This is a genomic window from Luteitalea sp. TBR-22, assembly GCF_016865485.1.
GTDB lineage: Bacteria > Acidobacteriota > Vicinamibacteria > Vicinamibacterales > Vicinamibacteraceae > Luteitalea.
On sequence record NZ_AP024452.1, the window covers coordinates 5414964 to 5435121 of the forward strand.

Consider the following 20158-nt stretch of genomic DNA (forward strand, 5'->3'; position numbering starts at 1 on the left):
CGTCCCGCCGGTTGGTGATGCGTGCGAGGAGTGTATGCCAACACGCACGAGCATGCGTCTGGCTTATGGACGAAATGCGCCACCCGGGCGCTGCGGGGCGCCCCTGATTAGCCGGCGTGAACTTGCCATTAGTGGCACTGATACCTGCGGGCCCGCCCGGCGGCGCGGGAAGCCGCCGCCCCCGCGCCTTCACGGCAGCCGGGGCGTCAGCGGCGGCGCGCCGCCAGGGCCACGGCGAGGGCCGTCCCGAGCAGCGCGGTCGTTGATGGTTCAGGGACCGGCGGGGGGCCCGCCGTCGTCGCCATCGAACCAGGAGAAATCCCCCGCAATCGGCTGGGTGTATTCGAAGCCGGACTCCGACGCGATCCGGACGTCGCGGTTCACGGAGCCGTCGGGGTCTCGCGTCGTGGCCAGCACCAGAACGGTGGCCATGTCGGAGGTGTGGGCGCTGGACGTCGCGACGCTGCTGGCTGCGAAGCAGGCTCAGGGCTCTGGGCACGAGGCTTCGGGGGCATTCTGTGGCTCAGGGACATCCCGCGTGGGGGCGTCCCCGGGCGGTCGTGCGTCGCGGCAGGGAGTACGATGGACAAATGGCAAAGACGACGGGGACGAGCGACGCCAAGAAGCGGGCGCAGGAGAAGGTGGCCCTGCTGAGGCAACGCCTGGCGAAGCAGGACGGCCTGGCGGCGCCCGACGCCCACGCGGGAGAGGACGCCGAGGTCACCCGGAAGCCGGCCCACGTGACGCGCGCCCAGGCTCACCCCGCCGCACGCACCCAGCGCCCGCAGGGCCGCCGCGAGGGCAAATAGTCCCTAGTCGCTCAACCAGGCGGGGAGCCGGACGGGCCGCCCCTCCCCCTGCGGGGCGACATAGGGGTTCACCACGGTGACTCCGCCCCACGTGAACCCGTCCTGCAGGTCTTCCGACAGCAACATCCCGCAACCGGCCGCGCTCGCGGCCGCGAGGATGACCGCATCCCAGGTGCCCAGTCGGTGCTGCATGACGAGCCGGGTGGCCTGCAGGACGACGTCGGCCGACGAGTCGATCACGGGATAGGCATTGCGCCAGGCAAGGACGGCGGCATTCGCGTCCACCGGCGGTCGCCCCGCCTTGCGGACCAGCACGTCGAACAACTCGCCGAGCGCCTGCGCGGGGATGACCACTTCTCCGATGGGTGCCGCCTCGAGCCATCCACAGGTCGTGGCCTGACGCTCCGCGCCGTTCACTCCCTCGGCGCACGCGAGGATGTTCGTGTCGAGGGCGACCTTCACGGCTCGTCGTACAGCTCGTCTCGGGTCCAGCGGGGCGCGTCGACGGCAGGTGTCTCGTGCAGGCGCTCGAACAGGGCGCGGCGGGCCGACGCGATGCGCTCGTCCTCGGCCGTCATCGGCACGAGTCGGGCGACGGCCCGTCCGTGCGACGTGATGACGGTGGTGTGGCCCTCCCGAGCACGACGAAGGAGTTCGGAGAAGCGCCGGTTGGCCTCGGCGGCTGGGACGTGGGCATCCATCGCCGAAATGTAGTGCCTTTCACTACGTTCGGCAAGTCAGCGACCGGCTCGACCTCGGCACTCCGTGAATCGAGTGTGGCTTGCGACACGTCAACAGTGGTGCAAGATAAGGCTTCGTGATTCCAGAGGGTCGGCACTGGCCGGCGCTACGTCCCGACTCCCGACTCCCGCTTCCCGACTCCCGACCTTCATGTCCCTGACGACCTACGACGTGATCATCGCCGGCGGTGGCCTTGCAGGCCTCTGCCTCGCCCGCCAGCTCCGCCAGGAACACCCGGACATCACCATCCTGGTGGCCGAGAAGAAGAAGCACCCGGTGCCCGAGGCCGCCCACAAGGTCGGCGAGTCGAGCGTCGAGATCGGGGCCCACTACTTCTCCAAGATCCTCGGCCTCGAGCCGCACCTGCTCGAGAAGCAGCTCTACAAGCTCGGGTTGCGCTACTTCTTCACCGAAGGCGACAACCGCGACGTCACGCAGCGGATCGAGCTCGGGCCGAAGACGTTCCCGAAAGTGCCCTCCTTCCAGCTCGATCGCGGCCGTCTCGAGAACTTCCTGCTCGAGGAGGATCGCAAGGCCGGCATCGAGGTGCTCGACGGCGTGAAGGTCAAGGCCATCGAATTCGGCGACCCGCACCATCGCGTCGACATCGAGATCGACGGCAAGATTCAGAGCTTCAAGGGACGCTGGGTGGTCGACGGCTCCGGCCGCGCCGGCCTGATCCGCCGCAAGCTCGGGCTCACGCGGACGGCGTCGCACAACGCCAACGCCGTGTGGTTCCGGATGGGCAGCCGCATCAAGATCGACGACTGGTCCCCCAAGGCCTCGTGGAAGGACTGGATGCCCACCGAGGAGCGGTGGATGAGCACGGTCCACCTGATGGGCAAGGGCTACTGGACGTGGCTGATCCCGCTCGCCTCCGAGAGCCACAGCATCGGCATCGTCGCCGACGACGCGATTCACCCGTACCAGACGCTGAACCGCTTCGACAAGGCGATGGCGTGGCTGCACAAGTTCGAGCCGCAGTGCGCCGAGTACCTCGAGGACCATCGCAGCGAGCTCGACGACTTCCTCGGCCTGCAGCACTTCTCGCACAACTGCACGCAGATGTACTCGGCCGACCGCTGGGCGCTGATCGGCGAGGCCGGCGTGTTCACCGATCCGTTCTACTCCCCGGGCTCGGACTTCATCTCGATCGGCAACGACATCACTGCGGAGCTGATCGCGCGTGACCGTCGCGGCGAGGACATCACCCACCACGCGGCGTTCTTCAGCCGCATGTACCTGCTGCTGTTCCAGGCATTCCTGAAGCTGTACGACGGGCAGTACCCGATCATGGGCAACGCCCAGGTGATGACGGTGAAGGTGGCCTGGGACAACGCCTGCTACTGGGCGATCTCGGCGCTGCTCTACTTCCGCCGCAAGTACCGCGACATGGCCTACATGCAGCAGCTCGAGGGCCTGCTGACGCGGTTCTTCTTCCTGCACGCGCGCATGCAGGCCAGGCTGAAGGCCTGGAGCGACAGCGACCAGGCCAGCTACGGCTACCAGCAGATGTCGCTGCTCGACATGCCGTACCTGCACCGCATCCAGGGCCAGCTCTGGGACGACATCGACGACGCGACGCTGACGATGCGGCTCACCGAGAACTTCGCGGAGCTGGAGCGGTATGCGGACGTGATCCTGCAGATGGCGGCGGGCAAGACCATCGCTCGCGATCATGGCGGCTTCGAGAACGCCGCGGTATTCCAGTTGCCGAAGGCTCACGTCGCGGCATGACGACGGGCGGGCCGGTCGCCCCTCGACCGGTTCCGCTGGCCGGAACACTCACGCTCCGGCGGTTGCGGGCGGCACGTGCGTGGGGCCCCCAGCCCCACGCCTGTCACTCGCCTCCGCGCGAGTTTTCGCGCATGATGGCGGCCAGCTCCACATCGGTCGCTGGTCGCCCGTCCTATCTCTGCGCCGCCCTCGCCTGGGGCAGGACGTTCTCGATCACCCACACCTCTTCTTCCTGCTTTCCGGCGAGGTAGGCGATGCGCTTGCCGTCGGGATGCATGGACATCCATCCCCACTGGGCCCCGGGAAGATCGAGCTTGGTCGGTGCGCCGCCATCGATCGGGATCAGCAGGGCGTCGTCGCGATCATCCTTGCCGGCGTACTTCACGAGGATGTGTTTGCTGTCGGGCGTCCAGTTGGCCCAGGGCAAGCCTCCTTCGCGCACGCTGTAGACCACGCGCGCCTCGCCACCGGCGATCGGCACGAGCCTGAGCTCACCGATGCGGCCCTGGTCGTCCTGCCACGGGGACTCCAGCAGGTAGCGACCGTCCGGCGACGCGATGCCCGAGCGCACGCCGGGGAACTCCCGCTCAGCGCCCGTCTGCAGATGGCGCTCGATCGTGGACGCGCCCTCACCCTTGGACACGCGCGTGAAGTACACGTGCTGGCCGTCGGCCGACCACGACGGCCAGAAGTTCTGCACGCCAGGAGACGAGTGGACGATGGGCGTGACCTCACCGCCCTCCACGGCCACGCGGAAGATGCCCGGCCTGCGCTCCTTATCGACTCCCTGGACGACGACCGCACGTCCGTCGGGTGACCACCGCGGGAAGTTGAAGTTGCGCAGGGTGGTCCTCAGCTGCCGCACGTCGCCCGTGCGCATGTCACGGATGGCCAGCGTCCGCCCCTGACCTCGACGCTGCTCCTGAAGCGCGAAGGCCAACGTCGTTCCGTCCGGTGACCAGGCGGCGCTGCGGCCAGGACCGAGGCGCCGGTCGACCGGGCGTTCGGGTTCGCCGAGGCGCTTCCCGGTGGCCGTGTCGACGGCCACGACGTTGATGTCCACCGCCCCGGCCACCACACCGACGAAGAGGGCGCCCCTGGTCGTCAGACCCAGCGTGCCGTCTCCGACGTTCCCGTACACCTGGCGCGGCTCCCCGGTTGCCTTGCCCTCGCTGACCGGGACGACCCACAACGCGTTCACGCCGCTGCGGTCGCTGGCGAACGCCAGCAGCGTGCCGTCTGGCCCCCAACCAACGAGTTCGTCGTAGCTTCGGCTCGGCGCGACGAACCATTCGTTTTCATCCGCAAGGCTCCTGACGACGATGTCTCGGTTCCCGGTGTCGTCGCCGCGGACCACGTCGTACGCCACGAAGCGACCGTCGGGCGAGAAGAGGGCGCGAGTCGGCCAATGGTCCAGCGATGCACGAAGGTCGCGCATACGGCCATCGGCGACGTCGATGAGGGCAAGGTGCGCACCGCCACCGGACGAGTCGCGGGTCTCGTATATTGCCGTCAGCGACTTGCCGTCGGGCGACCAATCGCGCACGAGGATGTCCTCGATGTCTGACCGGTCCAGGATCGTGCGCGGCCCTGCCGCCCCAGCGCCGCCAACGCCGACGATGCTGACCTGGTACCGTTCCCCCTTCACGTTCCAGACGTAGGCGATCTGCCCCCCGTCGGGTGAGAAGGTCTTCGACTCGACGAACTGGTCCCAGCTCTCATTCTCGTTCTGCGTGAGCCGCCTGCTGGTCCCCGCCTCGAGATCGCGAACGGCGAGGTCGCCCGTGTCGGGGTCCACGAAGGCCACCAGGCGACCGTCCGGCGACACACTGCCATGCCTTGACGCGCCGTTCCCCGCCCACACGCGCCGCATGCTCGGCGCTGTCGGGCCACTGCCCGCCTGCGCGCGCAGACCCAGCGCCGCACGCGCCTTCGCGACGACCTGCGGCTGGTCCTTGAACTCCAGCGCGCGCTGCAATGTCGGCTTGGCCTGCGGATCGCCGAGCCGACGGTACCCCTGCCCCAGGCGCAGGTACGACTGCGCCGCCACTGCGCGGTCTGCCGAACGCGTCAGCTCCTGATACATCGCGATGGCGGCCTCGAGGTCGCCATCGATCACTTCCTTGTTGATCGCCGCCTCGAGCCGTGCCTTGTCCAGGCTGGCTGCCGCCGGCCGCTGCTGCCCGAACAGCGCCGTGCCGGCCAGCACGGCCGCGCCCATCACCATCAACGCTCGCGTCATCAGATCCCTCCGACGCGAACGGTAGCGGCCCGACGGTCGCCCGAGGATGCCGGCCCTGTCGGAGATCTGCACGGTTTCAGCCATCGAAGCGATACCCCATGCCCCGCACGCTGGTGATGAACTTCGGATCGGCCGGATCGGCCTCGATCTTGCGCCGCAACCCGACGACATGGTTGTCCACGGCGCGGTCGGTGACGTGGATGTCGTGCCCCCACACGGCATCGAGCAAGCGCTCGCGACTGAGTACGGCGCCGCGCGCCTCGATGAACGCCGTGAGCAGCTTGAACTCGATCGTCGAGAGCGGCACCACCACGCCCGCGCGCCGCACCTCGCAGCGACGGGTGTCGACCTCGATGTCGGCGAACCGGAACACCGATGCGGCCTGCCCGGAGGCCCGACGCAGCACCGCCTTGATACGCGCGCGCAGTTCCATCGGGTTGAATGGCTTGGTGACGTAGTCGTCGGCGCCGAGTTCGAGGCCGAGCACCTTCTCGGCGTCCTGCGCCCGCGCCGTGAGCATGATGACGGGCGTCGTCACGCCAGCCCGTCGCAGCTCGCGCAGCACCTGGTAGCCGTCCTTCTTCGGCAGCATGAGGTCGAGCACGACGAGGTCGAACGACTCGGTGGTCGCGCACCGCACCGCCCGTTCGCCGTCACGTGCGACGACGACGTCGTAGCCCTCGAGGCGGAGGTCGTCCTCCAGCCCGAGGGCAATCCCATCGTCGTCTTCCACCACCAGGAGTCTCACGGTAGAACCTCCCCGGCCTTCCGCCTTCGCCAGGGCTTCGGCGGACAGGTCGGCATTCGGCCGTCGGCCTTCACAGGCGCCAGGACCGGGATCAGCAAGGTGAACGTGCTGCCGCGGCCGGGCTCGCTCGCGACGTCCACGCGGCCACCGTGGGCGCGGACGACGCGATCGACGAGCGCGAGGCCGATGCCGCTGCCGGCGGTCTCGGCGACGCGGTCGGAGGAGCCGCGGATGAACTGCTCGAAGATTCGGCGCTGGTCCTGTAGCGGTATGCCCACGCCGCGGTCCGTGACGGCAATCGCCACGCGCCCGTCGCGCGGGGCCACGTCGAGGCGGACCGGCTCGGAGTCGGGCGAGTACTTCACCGCGTTGTCGAGGAGATTCCAGAGCGCGAGCGACAGCATCTCGCGGTCGGCACGGAGCGGACAGGCGGCTTCGGACACGGAGACGTCGATGGACCGAGCGCCTGCCTGGCCGGTGAAGTCGGCGACCACGGCTCGCGCGATGTCGCGGGCATCGACCGCCTCGAAGCGGAAGCGACCGGCGTCGGCGCGCCCGACGCCGAGCATGCGCTCCACGAGCCGATTCAGGCGCTCGCTCTCGCGGACCAGCACGGCGTAGTACTGCTCACGCCGCTCGTCGCTGCTCACGCGCCCCCCGTGCAGCAGGTGCGACAGCTGCCGGATCGACGTGAGGGGCGTGCGGAACTCGTGCGACACGGCCGACACGAACTCCGACTGGAGGCGCGCGATGGCGATCTCGCGCCGGATGCCGCGGAACGTGAAGTAGCCGCTCGCGAGGATCAGCACGCCGACCAGCGACAGCCCTGCCAGAAACGTCGTGCGCCGCGTGCGCGACTCGGCCCGCGCGCGCTCCGGATCGCGGTCGGCCACCACGAGCGTCCATGGCAGCCCGGTCTCGATGGCCCGGAGCATGACGGCCGGCGTGCCGTCCATCACGGCAGGCCTCTCGTCCGGGGCGAGCAGGTCGGCCGTCGTCGTGGCGTCCGCGAGCTGCTGACGCATCACCGCCACGTGCGCCGGCCCCGCCACGAGCACGCGGGGACCGCCCTCGTGGGCCTGCTCGACGACGAGTGCCAGCCCGCGCGGCGTGTGGACGGCGACCCGCGCCGCGACGCCCGGCGGCGGGCCCTGTCGCTGCCACCAGTACTGCTCGAGAGCCCCGGCAGCCGCGACATCATCATCAAGGGTCGCCAGGCCGCCTGCCGACGGCCCCGCCCAACGCGTCGCGTCGGCGAACACCGATGCCCACAGCGCCGACGTGATGGGCCAGCGGCCGCGGGCGAGGTCCACCCGGAGTTCGCGCCCCTCGCGGGCGAGGTCGTCCCGGCGCCCGACGGCGTCGAGCACGCGGCAGCGCCCGAGCCTGGCGATGAGGTCGGCGGGACGCCCCTCGATGACCACGTCGGACGCCTGCACGAGGACCGCGTAGGCCTGCAGCGCTTCCTCGTCGCGCCCCTGCCGCCGCAGGACGCGCGCGAGGCGCATCAGCGCGCCCGCGCGCACGGACGGCAATGCCGACGCCGCGAGCCGGCGGTACATCGTCGCCACCCGATCGAGGCGGTTCGCATCGAGCTCGAGTTGCTCGGGCGCATCGAAGACGCCGTCGGGCACAGGGGTCGACTCGAACGCGCGCGGCACGAACGGGAGTCGCCCCGCGATCACGTGGACGCCGTCGTCGGTCAGCTGTACGACGTGCGTGTGTGCGGGTGTAGTCGTCGCGCCTGAGGCAATGAGGCGGTCGACATCGGCGAGCGACTGCAAGGCCCGGGCGGCGGCCAGGTTGGCGGCGCCCTGCAGGCGATCGGTGGTCCGCTGCGCATCGAGGGCGGCATCCTGGTGCCACTGCCTGACCGCCAGCCACGCGAGACAGCCCAGAGCCACCGCGGCGCCGGCGAGATACAGCGTCAGCAGGGAACGTGGCGGACGAAACCAGTCGCGAAGGGGCACGAGTCCGGAACGATGTCGGGCGGTGTGGCGCACCCGGTTGCCGTCGATGCGGTGACGACGCGCATCGTGCCATGAACACTGTCAGGGATGTGTGTGGTCCGTGTCGGACAGGGACGACAGGGAGCCGTCGGCGTCATGGCAGGAAGTGCCGAGGAGACGCCGCGCGCCGGGTGCAATTCCCGCAATCGGCGCTTGAAGCGCAGGGCTGACGATGGCATCGTCGTCGTGGGACGGCGGGTGTGCCTGCGCTGGTCGAGCGGCCAGGTGCAACCCGCGTTACCGAGCGTCAACGGCGGTTGTCGTCGTCCAGGGCCCGATTTGACGCAGATCGTCATGGAATGCTCGACATTCTCGCGCGGCGCGCTCGGGCATGCAGCCTGCAGTGTGTCCGTCCATGCTGACTCACATGCCCAGGATCGAACTCGGTCGTTCTGCCACCTACGCCGATCTGATCGCCCTGCCTGACCACGTCGTGGGCGAGATCGTCGACGACCAGCTCTGGACGGCGCCCAGGCCCTCCCCGCGGCACGCGTGGGCGGCCGGGCAACTCATGGCCGAGCTGGGGAGTCGCCTGCGGGGCGATGGCTCGTCACGCGCAGGGGGCTGGCGCATCCTGCCGGAGCCCGAGCTGCATTTCGGCCGGCAGGTCGTCGTTCCGGATCTGGCGGGCTGGAGGCGCGAGCACATGCCTCGCCTGCCCGACGTGGCGTACATCGAGGCGACGCCCGACTGGGTGTGCGAGGTCCTGTCGCCATCCACCGAGCGGCTCGACCGCGACCGGAAGCTGTGGGTCTACGGCTCGGCAGGCGTGGGACATGTGTGGTTGGTCGACCCGTTGGCCGAGTCGCTGGAGGTGCTGCGACGCGTCGGCGGGTCGTGGACGCACGTCGCGACCCATGTGGGCCGCGACGTCGCGCGCGAGGAGCCGTTCGATGCGCTCGACCTGCACCTTGCGCTTCTCTGGGACGACCAGGAGCCGTAGGGCGGGCGCGCGCTACTTGCGCGCCGTCCGCGGCGCCGGCAGGAAGTTCTCGAGCACCCAGGGCACCCGCCGACACGATCGCCACGACGACGGCCGCCAGCAACAGCTGGCGCTGCGGGTGGAACCATCGGGCGCGCGACATGTGGGTGGACCGAAGCCTACCGCCACCGGGTCGGGTGGAAGTACGGAAAGTGTCAGGTGCGTGTCAGGCGGCGCCGCAGGTCGTCGCGGCGGCGGGATGGGAACACGTGCCCGGCCCCCTCGTCCAACAATGACGGCACTCCCGGTAGTGAAGCCTCGCCGATCCGCGCCGTGCCGGCGCGCGGCGAGTTTCAGGCATCGCGGCAGTACAATGGTCCGCGTCACGGAGGACAACGCAAACGATGGGGATCTTCGACTTCATCAAGGGCCAGCTGCTCGAGGTCATCGAGTGGACGGACGACTCGCGCGACACGATCTCGTGGCGCTTCCCGGACGACGACAAGGCGATCAAGAACGGCGCGCAGCTGATCGTCCGCGAGTCGCAGGTAGCGCAGTTCGTCTACCTCGGCGAGTTCGGCGACACGTTCGGGCCCGGCAAGCACTCGCTGGTCACCGAGAACATCCCCGTCCTGACGAAGCTGAAGTCGTGGAAGTACGGCTTCGAGTCGCCCTTCAAGGTCGACATCTACTTCGTCAACACGCGCCTGTTCACCGGCAACAAGTGGGGCACCAGCAACCCCATCATGCTCCGCGACAAGGACTTCGGGATCGTCCGCGCGCGGTCGTTCGGGACCTACGACTTCAAGGTCGTCGACCCGAAGCTGTTCCTGAAGGAAGTCGCCGGGTCGGACCACAACTTCCGCCTCGACGAGTTCGCCGACACGATGCGCTCGCGGATCGTGTCGATCTTCAGTGATGCGCTCGCCTCGTCGGGCGTGCCGGTGCTCGACGTCGCAACGCGGTACAGCGAGCTCGGCGAGGCGCTGCTGCCGCTGATCAACCCGGCGGTGACGGCCAAGTACGGCCTCGAGATCACCTCGTTCATCGTCGAGAACGTGTCGGTGCCGCCGGAAGTCGAGGAGGCGATCGACAAGCGCTCGAGCATGGCGGCCATCGGCAACCTCAACGACTTCGTGAAGTACCAGATGGCGAAGGGCTTCGAGACGCCTGGTGGCGCTGGTGCGGCGGGCATGGCGTCCGAACTGGCCGTCGGCTTCGGCATCGCGCAGCAGATGATGCAGCAGGGCCTGGCGGGCGGCGCTCCGCCGACGCCCCCGGTGCAGGGCGGGCCGGCGGCCTCGTCGGCAGCGGCGGTGCCGACCATCGACCTGCTCGGCGTCGCCGACGTGGCCAAGGCGCTCGGCGTGTCCGATGCCGACGTGCTCGCGGTGATCGAGGCCGGCGAGCTCAAGGCCAAGAAGATCGGCAGCACGTACCGCGTCACGCGCGCCGCTCTGGACTCGTACCTGGCCAGCTGATTTCCGGCTGCCGGCACGGCTGCAGGCGACCTGCCGGGTCGCCTGTGGCCCGCCGGCTGCAGCCGCCTCCTTCCGTGTCGACGCCGCCTCCCCTCCCGCAGGACATCACCGCGCTCCAGAAGCACCTGTGCGTCGCGTGCGGCGCGCAGGCGGAATGGAACGCGTCGCGCCAGCGCCTCGTGTGCCCGTTCTGCGGCACCGAGTCGTCGTACGTCGCGCCGGCAGGCACCGGCCCGATCGCCGAGCTCGACCTCGCGCGCGCGCTCGCGGAGGCCGGCGACGACCAGCGCGGATGGCGTGCCGAGACGCGCAGCGTGCAGTGTCGGAGCTGCAAGGCGGTGATGGTCTACGAGCCGTCGCGCGTCGGGCAGAACTGCGAGTTCTGCGGATCGCCGGCCCTTGTCGACTACGCCGACGTCAAGCCGCCGATCACCCCGTCGAGCCTGTTGCCGTTCCGCGTGTCGGAGGCGCAGGTGCGCGAGACCGTGCGGCACTGGTTCGCCAGCAAGTGGCTCGCGCCGAACGCCTTCAAGCGCAAGGCGCTGGTCGACACGCTGCACGGCCTGTACATCCCCTACTGGACCTTCGACGCGCGCGTCCATTGCCCCTGGCAGGCAGAGGCCGGCTACTACCACTACGTCAAGCAGGGGAACAACACCGTCCGCCGCGTGCGCTGGGAGCCGGCGGCAGGCGTCGTGGATCACTTCTTCGACGACACGCTGGTGCCGGGCACCGCCGGGATCGACCGCGGCCTGCTCGCGCAGATCGAGCCCTTCCCGACGCAGGAACTGCTGCCCTACGACACCGCCTACCTCTCCGGCCACGTCGTCGAGCAGTACCAGGTGGCCCTGCCCGATGCCGCCGCCTTCGGCGGACAGCAGATGGAAGTGGCCGTGCGCGAGATGTGCATCGCGCAGATTCACGGAGATACCTACCAGAACCTGCGCATGATGCCCTCATGGAGCGGCCGCACGTTCAAGCACGTGCTCGTGCCCGTGTACGTCATGACGTACATGTACCGCGCGCAGTCCTACCAGTTGGTGGTCAACGGCTCGAACGGCCGCATGGGCGGCACGTATCCGGTCAGCTGGGTGAAGGTCGCGCTGATCATCGTCGCGATCCTGATCGTGCTCGCGTACGTGAACAGGTAGACCGCGTGCCCGGCACCGGGTCCCGGGCACGGGGTCCCGGGCACCGGATTGTTCGTCGGCGCGTCCGGCGTCGTTCAACTCGGCGTGATCGCCACGCACGCATACTCATGCCATCAGTGCGGCAGCAAGGCGACGTGGCATCCCGAGCGGCGCGCCATGGTCTGTCGGGCGTGCGACTCGACGCTCGACCTGCCCGCCGCGCCGACCGGCGAGGTGCCTTGGCTGCCGCTCGTGGACCGGCTGCGCGACTCGCCCGAGAACCGCGCCACCTGGACGCCCACGGAGATCACCGCGCCGTGCCCCTCGTGCGGCGGGATCACGACGTTCCCGATCAATACCGTGACCACGACCTGCGACGCCTGCGGCACGCCGCTGGTCCGCGGGGCAGACGCAGGCGACGCGCCACTGGCCCCGGGCGGGGTGATTCCCTTCACGATCGGGGAGCGTGCGGCGGAGGAGCTGGTGCGCAAGTGGGCGAGCCAGTCCCACGGTGGCCGCCTTGGCGGCGCCACAGTCGACGTCACGGAGATCCGCCGCGAGTACGTGCCCTACTGGGAGTGCTCCGCGCATGTCCACTGCCCGTACCGGGGCGAGTACGAGTACACGAATCGCGATGGCCAGCAGCAGCGCCGGGTGTTCGGCGGCACCATCGACGAATCGTTCACGGCCATAGGCCGCGGCTTCTCGCACTTGCCACTGGACCTGCTCGGGAGGCTGGGACCGGTGTCGCTCACCTACGCACGGCCCTATGACCCGCGCTACCTGGCGGGCGCCATCGTGCAGCAGGACACGCGCGGCCTGTGGGGCGCCTGGGACATGGCGCGGGCACAGATCGACGCGGAGCTCGACGACACACTGAAGGCCGCCGGCGATGGAGAGACGCTGCCGGGCGAGACGTGGCCGACCTGGAGCCAGCAGCAGGGACGGCTCGTGCTGGTGCCGTTGTACGTCATCACCTGCACGACCCTCGGGCAGCCGTGGACCGCCCTGGTCCACGGCGAGGGCGACGCTGTCGTCGGGAACCCGCCGACCACCTTGCGTGACAAGGCCATCGCCTGGGCGACGATTGCCGCGCTGGTCACGGCGGCAGCACTCGCCGTGTGGTGGTGGGGTCTGCGGATCCTCGAGGCCCTACCGCAGCTGATCTACGATCTCTGCTGCAGGTCGCGGGCGGCCTGAAAGCGGCCTGCTCGGCCTTCGACGTCCCCAGGCCGCCTCACGGCGGCGTGGGACACGCCGCCCTGCCCGAGCGCTACTTCTGCAACTCCGCCGTCATCACCGCGCCATTCATCGCCGGCAAGGTGGCCGAGATCTTCGCGACCGTGCGGGAATCGGCCGCCACCCACAGCGTGGTGACGCCGCCATCCTCGCCCTTCACCTCGACCTTCCAGGCGTCGAAGCTGCCGGCCGGCACGGTGACCGACTCGCGGCCCACCACCTTCAGTTGCTTGACCCCGACCTTCTGCGAGCGCACGTCGAGGTTGCGGAACGACGTCGCGTAGCCCTCGGCCAGCGGCAGGCGCGCGATCACCGCATGCGAGCCGGCGCCGTCGGCGAACACCGGGCCGTCGAGGGCGACGTTCACGGGACGCGACTGGCCCCCCATCGCCATCGTGCCGCTGATGGCCGTGGCGGAGAAGTCGAGCGCGATGTCGGCTGGCCCCTGCTTCACGGTGCGCTTCCGCAACAGCAGCGTGCCCTTCTCGATCACCGCCGTGTCGGTGGCGGCGCCCATCGGCGTGTCGGCCGTCTCGGTGAACACCCACGCGCCGTTCTCCTCGCGAGCCTCCTGCGCGATGGTCATCTTGATGCTCTGCGGTCCGAGCGCGATCGTCGCCGCATAAGTCGCCTTCATCGGCGCGAGATCCGCGACGGGCTTCGGCGCGCTGCTGGCGGCCGTGACGGGCGCAGCCAGCGTGACCGTCTTCGGATCGACCGTGATCTCCTTGAGGCGCGCCGCAACGTCGGCCGGCACGTCCTCCTGGTAGCGGCCACCGAGGTGCTTGGCGAGGAACTTCTCGGTGCTGGCGATCATCGCCATGTTGTTGATCGGCCGCGCAAAGCCGTGGCCCTCGTCCGGCGCGACGATGTACTCGACCGGGAAGCCGCGATCACGCAGCGCGATGACGATCTGGTCGGACTCGGCGCGCTTCACGCGCGGGTCGTTCTGGCCCTGCACGACCATCAGCGGCGTGCGAATCCTGTCGGCCGAGTTCAGCGGCGACTGCTTCATCAGCCGCGCCTTGTCGGCCGGCTTGCTCGGGTCACCCATGCGGACGTTGAACACCGTGCGGATCGACTCCCAGTACGGCGGAATCGAGTCGAGCAGCGTCAGCAGGTTCGACGGCGCGACGATGGCCACGCCGGCGGCGTAGACATCTGGCGTGAACGCAAGGCCGGCCAGCGTTGCGTACCCGCCGTAGGAACCGCCCATGATGCCGACGCGCTTCGGGTCGACGATGCCCTTGGCCACGAGGTGCTTGACGCCCCAGGTGATGTCGTCCTGCATCGTCTCGCCCCAGGTGCCGTTGCCCAGGTTCAGGAACTTCTTGCCGTAACCGGTCGAGGCGCGGAAGTTCGGCTGGAGCACCGCGTAGCCGCGATTGGCGAGGAACTGCGCGAAGGTGTCGTATCCCCACGCATCGCGGCCCCATGGCCCACCGTGCGGAACCACGACGAGGGGCAGCCCCTTGGCCGCGACGCCCTTCGGCAGCGTCAGGTACGCCGGGATGACCAGGCCGTCCGACGAGGGATAGCTGATGGAGGTCATCGGTGCGAGCTGATCGCGCTTCAGCGCCTCGCGCACCTTGTACTGCGGCGTCAGCGCCTTCGTCGTGCGGTCGTACACGAAGACCTCGCCGGGATCGGTGTCGCCCGAGGCCACCACGATCCAGCGGCGCTCGTCGGCCGTGGACGACTGGAACCCGATGTCCTTGCCCGGGAAGCGCTTCTCGAGGAACGCCAGATCGGCCTTCAACGCCGCGTCCTTCGGGTACCAGCGCAGGCGCTCGTCCTCGTACTGCGTGGCCAGCAGCTCACCGGTGCGATCCGAGAAGATGGCGTTGCCGAAGTCGACGCGCTTCTTCGGGTCGCTCTCCACCGGCGTCACGGCGCCGGTCGCCGGATCGAGCAGGGTGAGGCCGATCAGGTCGACATCGCCCTTGTTCGTGATCAGGAAGACCTTCGAGCCGTCCTTGTGGAACCGGATGGGCTGGCACGTCTCGAACACGCTGCAGTCGTACACCTTCGTCAGCGCATCCCTGTCGACGCGCAGGATCTCGGTGCTGCCGCTGTCGGTGGTGCGCGACGCCAGGCGCAGCGTGCCCTGCTCGTCGAAGACCCAGGCCGCGACCTTGTCGCGGTTCTCGCGCAACAGGGTGCGCTGCCCCGTGGAGATCGTGACCTTGTACAGGTCGTGCCAGGCCTTGTCGCGCTCGTTGATGCCGACATATATCGTGTCGGGATCGGTCTTCGGCACCGAGTAGATCAGCGCGCGCACGCCCCTGGCCTCGGTGAGGTTGCGGGCGGCAGGCACGGGCGAGCCGGCGGCCGGCGCGGCGGCCGGATCGACGGCGTAGACGTTGAAATTCTCGTCGCCGCCCTGGTCCTGCGAAAACAGCACGTACTTGCTGTCGCGGCTCCAGAAGTAGCCGCCGATGGGCCGCTTCTGGTCGTTGGTGATCGGGCGCGCGGTGTCGAACGGCGCGTCGGCCTTCTTCACCCAGATGTTGCGCGTGCCGTTGAACGGCTTGATGAACGACAGGTACTGGCCGTCCGGCGACAGCTGCGATCCGGAAATCTCGGGGTCCCCGAAGAACAATGCACGGTCGATGATCGGGGGCTGCCCGGCCGACTGCGCCAGCGCACCGCCGCTCATGACCGCCACCGCCAGGCCGCCCCACACCATCGTCGACAACACTCGCACCATCGAGGACACCTCATTGGCAAAGCCTGCCGGCCTCGGGCAACGGGCTGTCCGAAGCACGCCACGCCAGGGAAGGACGCACGTCGGGCGGTCGGCAGGGCTGTACGACGGATACGAAGGGACCGACGGCGGGGTTCCGCACGTGTCAGGCCTGCCGCAACACCAGCGCGGAGTCGTTGCCGCCGAAGGCCAGCGACGTCGAGACGGCGCAGGGCACCGGCACCTGGCGCGGCGTGTTGGCCACCACGTCCACGGCGCAGTCGGGATCGACCCGATCGAGGTGGATCGTCGGCGGGATCACGCCGCGCGACACGGTGAGCGCGAGCGCCGCCGCCTCCATCGCGCCGGCTGCGCCGAGGCAGTGGCCGAACATCGCCTTGAGCGAGGTGACGGGCATGGCGGGCGCGCGGTCGCCGAAGACGACATGCACGCCGCGGGCCTCGGCCTTGTCGTTCTGCGGGGTGGCGGTGCCGTGCGCGTTGACATGCGTGACGTCGGAGGCATTCACGCGGGCATCATCGAGCGCCGCGCGGATCGTCGATCCGATTGCCTGGCCTTCGGGCTCGGGCGCCGTCGGGTGATAGGCCTCGCAGGTGAAGCTGTAGCCGGCCAGTTCCGCGTAGATGCGCGCGCCCCGACGACGAGCGCGGTCCCAGTCCTCGAGCACGAGGATGGCAGCGCCCTCGCCGATGTTCATGCCCTGGCGGCCGGCGTCGAACGGCCGGCACGGCTGCGGGTCCATGAGGCGCAGCGCGTTGAAGCCCGCGAACGTGAGGCGCGACAAGGCGTCGGTGCCGCCGGCGAGCGCCGCATCGATGCGACCGCGCCGGATGGCGTCGACGGCCTGTCCGATGGCGATCGTGCTCGACGAGCACGCTGCCATCAGGCACGATCGCACCCCCTCGAAGCCGAAATGCGCGGCGACGATGTCGACCGGCGTGCTGGAGAAATGATTGTGGATCCAGGTCGGCCGCGCGCGGTCCATGCCCTCACGACGCATCGTGAAGTAGTACGACTCGTTGCGCACGAGGTCACCGGTGCCGGCACCGAGCAACACGCCGACGCGCGCCCTGTCGATCCCGCTGTCGAGCAACCCCGCGTCCTCGACGGCCTCTTCGGCGGCGACGACGCCCATCATGTCGCTGCGCGACCAGCGGCGACGCTGGTACGGCGTGAACCGCGCCTGCACCTCGGACAGGTCCACTTCGGCCGCGATGCGGCTCCGGTAGCCATCGGTGTCGAACAGCGTGACCGGTCCGATGCCGCACTGGCCCGCCAGCATGTGCTCCCACACCGCTTCGCGCTGGGTGCCCAGCGCACAGATCATGCCGATGCCAGTGATTGCGACCCTTTTCTGGGACATGCCGGCCCCAGAATTCCACAAGTCCGGGCAATTGGGGCGCTGAAAAATCGTCACGCCCTGCCTTGCTCGCGCACCGGCGCCAGCCGGTCACTGTGGCGGGACGGCCCTTCCCGAAGTGAGGAACGCGGACGGCCGCTGCCGACGAAAGGCGGTGACCAGGGCCGGCCCAGAGAAACCGGAGCCAGCACTGCTGTATCGTACCGGTGAGATCCGTCGTTTCGTGAAGGACAGTTTCGAGCTCATCTTCCGCCAGAGCCCCGTGCCGATGGCGATCACCCGCCGCGACGATGGGACCATCCTCGACGCCAACGACGCGTGCTGCGTGCTCCTGGGCCTGAGCCGCGAGAAGCTGCTCGGCCGGCAGTCCATCGACCTCGGCACGTGGACGGACGCCGCGGAACGGGCCGCGGTCATGGAGAAGGTCCGGACGGAGGGCCGCGTCCGCCAGCACGAGACGCTCCTGACCAGCGGGCAGCACGTCCGCCTCTCGTTCGAACCCTTCACGCTGAGGAGCGACGTCGCCTGCCTGCTGGTCATCGTCGAGGACATCACGGCGTGGCGCAGGACCGAGGCCGAACTGCGGCAAGCCGAGGCCCGCTGGCACTATGCGCTCGAGGGCAGCGACAGCGGCGTGTGGGACTGGGACGCCACGACCAACGAGGTGTTCTTCTCCGACCGGTGGAAGTCGATGCTCGGGTTCGCGCCTGACGAGATCGGTTCGTCGCTCGACGAGTGGTCGTCACGCGTCCACCCTGACGACATCGACGAGACGATGGCCCTCGTGGTCGCCCATGTCGAGGGACGCACGCCCGAGTACGTGTCGGAACACCGCATGCGCGCCAAGGACGGCACCTACCGCTGGATCCTCGATCGCGGCCAGGCCGTCACCCGTGACGAACGCGGCCGCGCCACGCGCGTGGTCGGCACGCACACCGACATCACGGCGCGGCGCCAGGCCGAGGAGCGTCGTCGCGACGAGGAGCGACGCTTCCGCGCCATCTTCGACAGCGCGTTCCAGTTCATCGGCCTGCTGAGCCCCGATGGGACCCTGCTCGAAGCCAACCGCACCGCGCTCGACTTCGCCGGCCTCGACGCCGCCGACGTCGTCGGCAAGCCGTTCTGGGAGGCGCGTTGGTGGCAGGTCGACGCCGCGACCACGGAGCGGCTGCGCGAGGCGGTGGCCGCCGCGGCGCGCGGCGAGTTCGTGCGCTACGAGGCCGTGGTTCGCGGTCGGGGCGGGCACCTCACGACCATCGACTTCTCGATCAAGCCGATTCGCGACGCTGGTGGACGCGTCGTGCTGCTCGTTCCCGAAGGACGGGACATCGGCGACATCCGGCGCGCGCAGGACGAACTGCACGAGAGCGAGGAGCGCTTCCGGTCGGCCTTCGAGGCAGCGGCCGTCGGTATGGCGCTGGTGGCGCCCGACGGCCGGATGTTGAAGGTCAACCAGGCCTTCTGCGAGATGCTCGGATACGACGCCGAGGCACTGCAGGCACTGACGTTCCAGGCCATCACCCATCCCGACGACCTCGAGGCCGACCTGGCCCAGGCGGCGCGACTGGCCCGCGGCGACATCCGGAGTTACCAGCTCGAGAAACGCTACCTGCACCGCGACGGCCGCGTCATCTGGATCAGGCTGACGGGTTCGGCGGTGCGCGACACGCGGGGCAACCTGGTGCACTTCATCGCCCAGGTCGAAGACGTCACCGATCATCGCCAGGCCCAGCAGGCGCTCGAGCGGACCCTCGCCGAGAAGGACATGCTGTTGCGCGAGGTGCACCACCGCGTGAAGAACAACCTCCAGGTGGTGTCGAGCCTGCTCAGCCTGCAGCGACGCGCCGTGCAGGACCCCGCGACCGGCGACGTGCTCGACGACAGCCGTCGGCGCGTCCTGGCCATGGCCCTGGTGCACGAACGTCTCTATCAGGGCGCCGACCTGGCCGCCATCGACATGCGCCGCTACCTGCACGAGCTGGTCCGACAGCTGTGCCAGTCGATGGCCCCGGCTGGCGTGCTCCTTCGCTCGAACGTCACGGCCGATGACCATCCGGTCCCGGTGGACGTGGCGCTGCCCTGCGGCCTCATCGTCAACGAGCTGGTCGCCAACGTGCTCAAGTACGCGTTCGTCGGGCGCACCGCGGGCGCCCTCGACGTGAGCCTGACGCGCGACGGCGACGACACCGTGCTGACCGTGAGCGACGACGGCATCGGCCTGCCCGTCGTGCCACGCGAGGGTTCCATCGGCATGCGGCTGGTCGAGAGCCTGGCCCGGCAGCTGCACGGCAGCTTCCAATTGCAGGCGCATGACGGCGTGCGCGCCGTGATCAGGTTCCCGCTTCACCCGTCCGAGGCGTCAGCATGACCCCCGCGTCAGCGCGCATCCTGATCGTCGAGGACGAACAGATCATCGCCCTCGACCTGAGCGACACGCTGGCCGATCTCGGTCACGTCGTCGTCGGCGTCGCCGGACGCGGTGAGGAAGCGGTGACCATGGCCCGGTCGCTGTCTCCGGACCTCGTCCTGATGGACATACATCTCTCCGGTGACATGGACGGCGTGACGGCGGCCGAGACGATCCGCCGCGGCGGTGGAGCGCCCGTGGTGTTCATCACCGCGTACGACGACGCGCCGATGGTGCAGCGCGCCAAGCTGAGCGAGCCGTACGGCTACCTGCTCAAGCCGTTCAACGTGCGCGAACTGCGCGTGATCATCGAGATGGCGCTTTTCCACCACCGGATGCAGACCGAGCGCGAGGCGCTGACCAGGCAGTTGCGGGAGGCGCTCCAGGAAGTCACGCAGCTGAAGGCCTTGCTCCACATGTGTGCGTACTGCCGGCGTGTCGCCGACGACAACGGCAACTGGGAGAGATTCGAGTCGTTCCTGCAGCGGCGGACGGGCGCGCAGGTATCGCACGGCATGTGCCCGGAGTGCTACGCGCGCGTCAAGGCGAGTGGACTCGGGGAACCGGAGAAGCGCTGACCGTCCGTGTTTGGTGCCCGTCGACCGTTTCGTGGCCGTCGACCTTCA

At 69.3% G+C, this 20158-nt stretch carries 17 protein-coding genes; 8 read left to right on the plus strand and 9 right to left on the minus strand.

What is annotated here, in order from left to right; all coding sequences use genetic code 11:
* Nucleotides 1-206 precede the first annotated feature (206 nt).
* Nucleotides 207-305: a PEP-CTERM sorting domain-containing protein gene (locus tag TBR22_RS26990; protein WP_370651370.1), complete on the minus strand. Its 99-nt coding sequence runs from the start codon at nucleotides 303-305 to the stop codon at nucleotides 207-209.
* Entirely contained in the window at nucleotides 271-432 is a 162-nt protein-coding gene (locus tag TBR22_RS22405) for a hypothetical protein (protein WP_239490063.1), read from the minus strand. Before TBR22_RS22405 ends, TBR22_RS26990 begins: the two co-directional genes overlap by 35 nt.
* 158 nt (nucleotides 433-590) lie before the next feature.
* Here TBR22_RS22405 and TBR22_RS22410 point away from each other — a divergent pair, with 158 nt between their 5' ends.
* Nucleotides 591-809: a hypothetical protein gene (locus TBR22_RS22410; protein ID WP_239490064.1), complete on the plus strand. Its 219-nt coding sequence runs from the start codon at nucleotides 591-593 to the stop codon at nucleotides 807-809.
* A gap of 3 nt (nucleotides 810-812) precedes the next feature.
* Here the strand turns inward: TBR22_RS22410 and TBR22_RS22415 are convergent, their stop codons facing one another.
* Both TBR22_RS22415 and TBR22_RS22420 read right to left on the minus strand, forming a co-directional pair.
* A complete protein-coding gene (locus TBR22_RS22415) occupies nucleotides 813-1271 on the minus strand; it encodes a PIN domain-containing protein (protein ID WP_239490065.1) in 459 nt (152 codons plus the stop codon).
* Entirely contained in the window at nucleotides 1268-1510 is a 243-nt protein-coding gene (locus tag TBR22_RS22420; RefSeq protein ID WP_239490066.1) for a type II toxin-antitoxin system Phd/YefM family antitoxin, read from the minus strand. The genes TBR22_RS22415 and TBR22_RS22420 overlap by 4 nt, the downstream gene beginning before the upstream one ends.
* Nucleotides 1511-1700: 190 nt before the next feature.
* Between TBR22_RS22420 and TBR22_RS22425 the strand changes: the two genes are divergently transcribed.
* Nucleotides 1701-3287 (plus strand): NAD(P)/FAD-dependent oxidoreductase, encoded by a 1587-nt coding sequence (locus TBR22_RS22425; RefSeq protein ID WP_239490067.1) that lies wholly within the window; start codon nucleotides 1701-1703, stop codon nucleotides 3285-3287.
* Nucleotides 3288-3459: 172 nt separating this feature from the next.
* On the opposite strand, the gene TBR22_RS22430 is transcribed toward TBR22_RS22425, so the two are convergent.
* From TBR22_RS22430 to TBR22_RS22440, 3 genes are all read right to left on the minus strand, one after another.
* A complete protein-coding gene (locus TBR22_RS22430) occupies nucleotides 3460-5529 on the minus strand; it encodes a hypothetical protein (protein WP_239490068.1) in 2070 nt (689 codons plus the stop codon).
* A gap of 76 nt (nucleotides 5530-5605) precedes the next feature.
* Nucleotides 5606-6277 carry a response regulator transcription factor gene (locus TBR22_RS22435; RefSeq protein ID WP_239490069.1) on the minus strand — a complete coding sequence of 224 codons (672 nt, stop codon included), beginning with the start codon at nucleotides 6275-6277 and terminating at the stop codon, nucleotides 5606-5608.
* Complete coding sequence (locus TBR22_RS22440; RefSeq protein ID WP_239490070.1) at nucleotides 6274-8247, minus strand: HAMP domain-containing sensor histidine kinase; 1974 nt, start codon at nucleotides 8245-8247, stop codon at nucleotides 6274-6276. Before TBR22_RS22440 ends, TBR22_RS22435 begins: the two co-directional genes overlap by 4 nt.
* A 406-nt stretch (nucleotides 8248-8653) precedes the next feature.
* Between TBR22_RS22440 and TBR22_RS22445 the strand changes: the two genes are divergently transcribed.
* The 4 genes from TBR22_RS22445 (at nucleotide 8654) to TBR22_RS22460 (ending at nucleotide 13019) form a co-directional block, all read left to right on the plus strand.
* Nucleotides 8654-9229 (plus strand): Uma2 family endonuclease, encoded by a 576-nt coding sequence (locus tag TBR22_RS22445; RefSeq protein ID WP_239490071.1) that lies wholly within the window; start codon nucleotides 8654-8656, stop codon nucleotides 9227-9229.
* 383 nt (nucleotides 9230-9612) lie between these two features.
* Complete coding sequence (locus TBR22_RS22450) at nucleotides 9613-10689, plus strand: SPFH and helix-turn-helix domain-containing protein (RefSeq protein WP_239490072.1); 1077 nt, start codon at nucleotides 9613-9615, stop codon at nucleotides 10687-10689.
* Nucleotides 10690-10763: 74 nt separating this feature from the next.
* A complete protein-coding gene (locus tag TBR22_RS22455) occupies nucleotides 10764-11840 on the plus strand; it encodes a hypothetical protein (RefSeq protein WP_239490073.1) in 1077 nt (358 codons plus the stop codon).
* A gap of 156 nt (nucleotides 11841-11996) precedes the next feature.
* Entirely contained in the window at nucleotides 11997-13019 is a 1023-nt protein-coding gene (locus TBR22_RS22460) for a hypothetical protein (RefSeq protein ID WP_239490074.1), read from the plus strand.
* A gap of 73 nt (nucleotides 13020-13092) precedes the next feature.
* Here TBR22_RS22460 and TBR22_RS22465 read toward each other — a convergent pair whose 3' ends face one another.
* Both TBR22_RS22465 and TBR22_RS22470 read right to left on the minus strand, forming a co-directional pair.
* Nucleotides 13093-15768, minus strand: coding sequence for an alpha/beta fold hydrolase (locus tag TBR22_RS22465; protein ID WP_239490075.1), 2676 nt, complete (start codon nucleotides 15766-15768; stop codon nucleotides 13093-13095).
* A gap of 142 nt (nucleotides 15769-15910) precedes the next feature.
* Nucleotides 15911-17092: a beta-ketoacyl synthase gene (locus tag TBR22_RS22470; RefSeq protein ID WP_239490076.1), complete on the minus strand. Its 1182-nt coding sequence runs from the start codon at nucleotides 17090-17092 to the stop codon at nucleotides 15911-15913.
* Between the two features lie 256 nt (nucleotides 17093-17348).
* Between TBR22_RS22470 and TBR22_RS22475 the strand changes: the two genes are divergently transcribed.
* Both TBR22_RS22475 and TBR22_RS22480 read left to right on the plus strand, forming a co-directional pair.
* Complete coding sequence (locus TBR22_RS22475; RefSeq protein ID WP_239490077.1) at nucleotides 17349-19493, plus strand: PAS domain S-box protein; 2145 nt, start codon at nucleotides 17349-17351, stop codon at nucleotides 19491-19493.
* The gene (locus tag TBR22_RS22480; protein WP_239490078.1) at nucleotides 19490-20110 is read left to right on the plus strand and encodes a response regulator; all 621 of its coding nucleotides are present in this window, start codon (nucleotides 19490-19492) and stop codon (nucleotides 20108-20110) included. Before TBR22_RS22475 ends, TBR22_RS22480 begins: the two co-directional genes overlap by 4 nt.
* Nucleotides 20111-20158: the final 48 nt, after the last annotated feature.

Excerpts from the sequence above, each read along its gene's own strand:
- TBR22_RS26990 (WP_370651370.1), bottom strand. The coding sequence starts at position 305 with ATGGCGACGACGGCGGGCCCCCCGCCGGTCCCTGAACCATCAACGACC.
- TBR22_RS22405 (WP_239490063.1), bottom strand. The coding sequence starts at position 432 with ATGGCCACCGTTCTGGTGCTGGCCACGACGCGAGACCCCGACGGCTCC.
- TBR22_RS22410 (WP_239490064.1), top strand. The coding sequence starts at position 591 with ATGGCAAAGACGACGGGGACGAGCGACGCCAAGAAGCGGGCGCAGGAG.
- TBR22_RS22420 (WP_239490066.1), bottom strand. The coding sequence starts at position 1,510 with ATGGATGCCCACGTCCCAGCCGCCGAGGCCAACCGGCGCTTCTCCGAA.
- TBR22_RS22425 (WP_239490067.1), top strand. The coding sequence starts at position 1,701 with ATGTCCCTGACGACCTACGACGTGATCATCGCCGGCGGTGGCCTTGCA.
- TBR22_RS22430 (WP_239490068.1), bottom strand. The coding sequence starts at position 5,529 with ATGACGCGAGCGTTGATGGTGATGGGCGCGGCCGTGCTGGCCGGCACG.
- TBR22_RS22445 (WP_239490071.1), top strand. The coding sequence starts at position 8,654 with ATGCCCAGGATCGAACTCGGTCGTTCTGCCACCTACGCCGATCTGATC.
- TBR22_RS22450 (WP_239490072.1), top strand. The coding sequence starts at position 9,613 with ATGGGGATCTTCGACTTCATCAAGGGCCAGCTGCTCGAGGTCATCGAG.
- TBR22_RS22460 (WP_239490074.1), top strand. The coding sequence starts at position 11,997 with ATGGTCTGTCGGGCGTGCGACTCGACGCTCGACCTGCCCGCCGCGCCG.
- TBR22_RS22465 (WP_239490075.1), bottom strand. The coding sequence starts at position 15,768 with ATGGTGCGAGTGTTGTCGACGATGGTGTGGGGCGGCCTGGCGGTGGCG.
- TBR22_RS22470 (WP_239490076.1), bottom strand. The coding sequence starts at position 17,092 with ATGATCTGTGCGCTGGGCACCCAGCGCGAAGCGGTGTGGGAGCACATG.
- TBR22_RS22480 (WP_239490078.1), top strand. The coding sequence starts at position 19,490 with ATGACCCCCGCGTCAGCGCGCATCCTGATCGTCGAGGACGAACAGATC.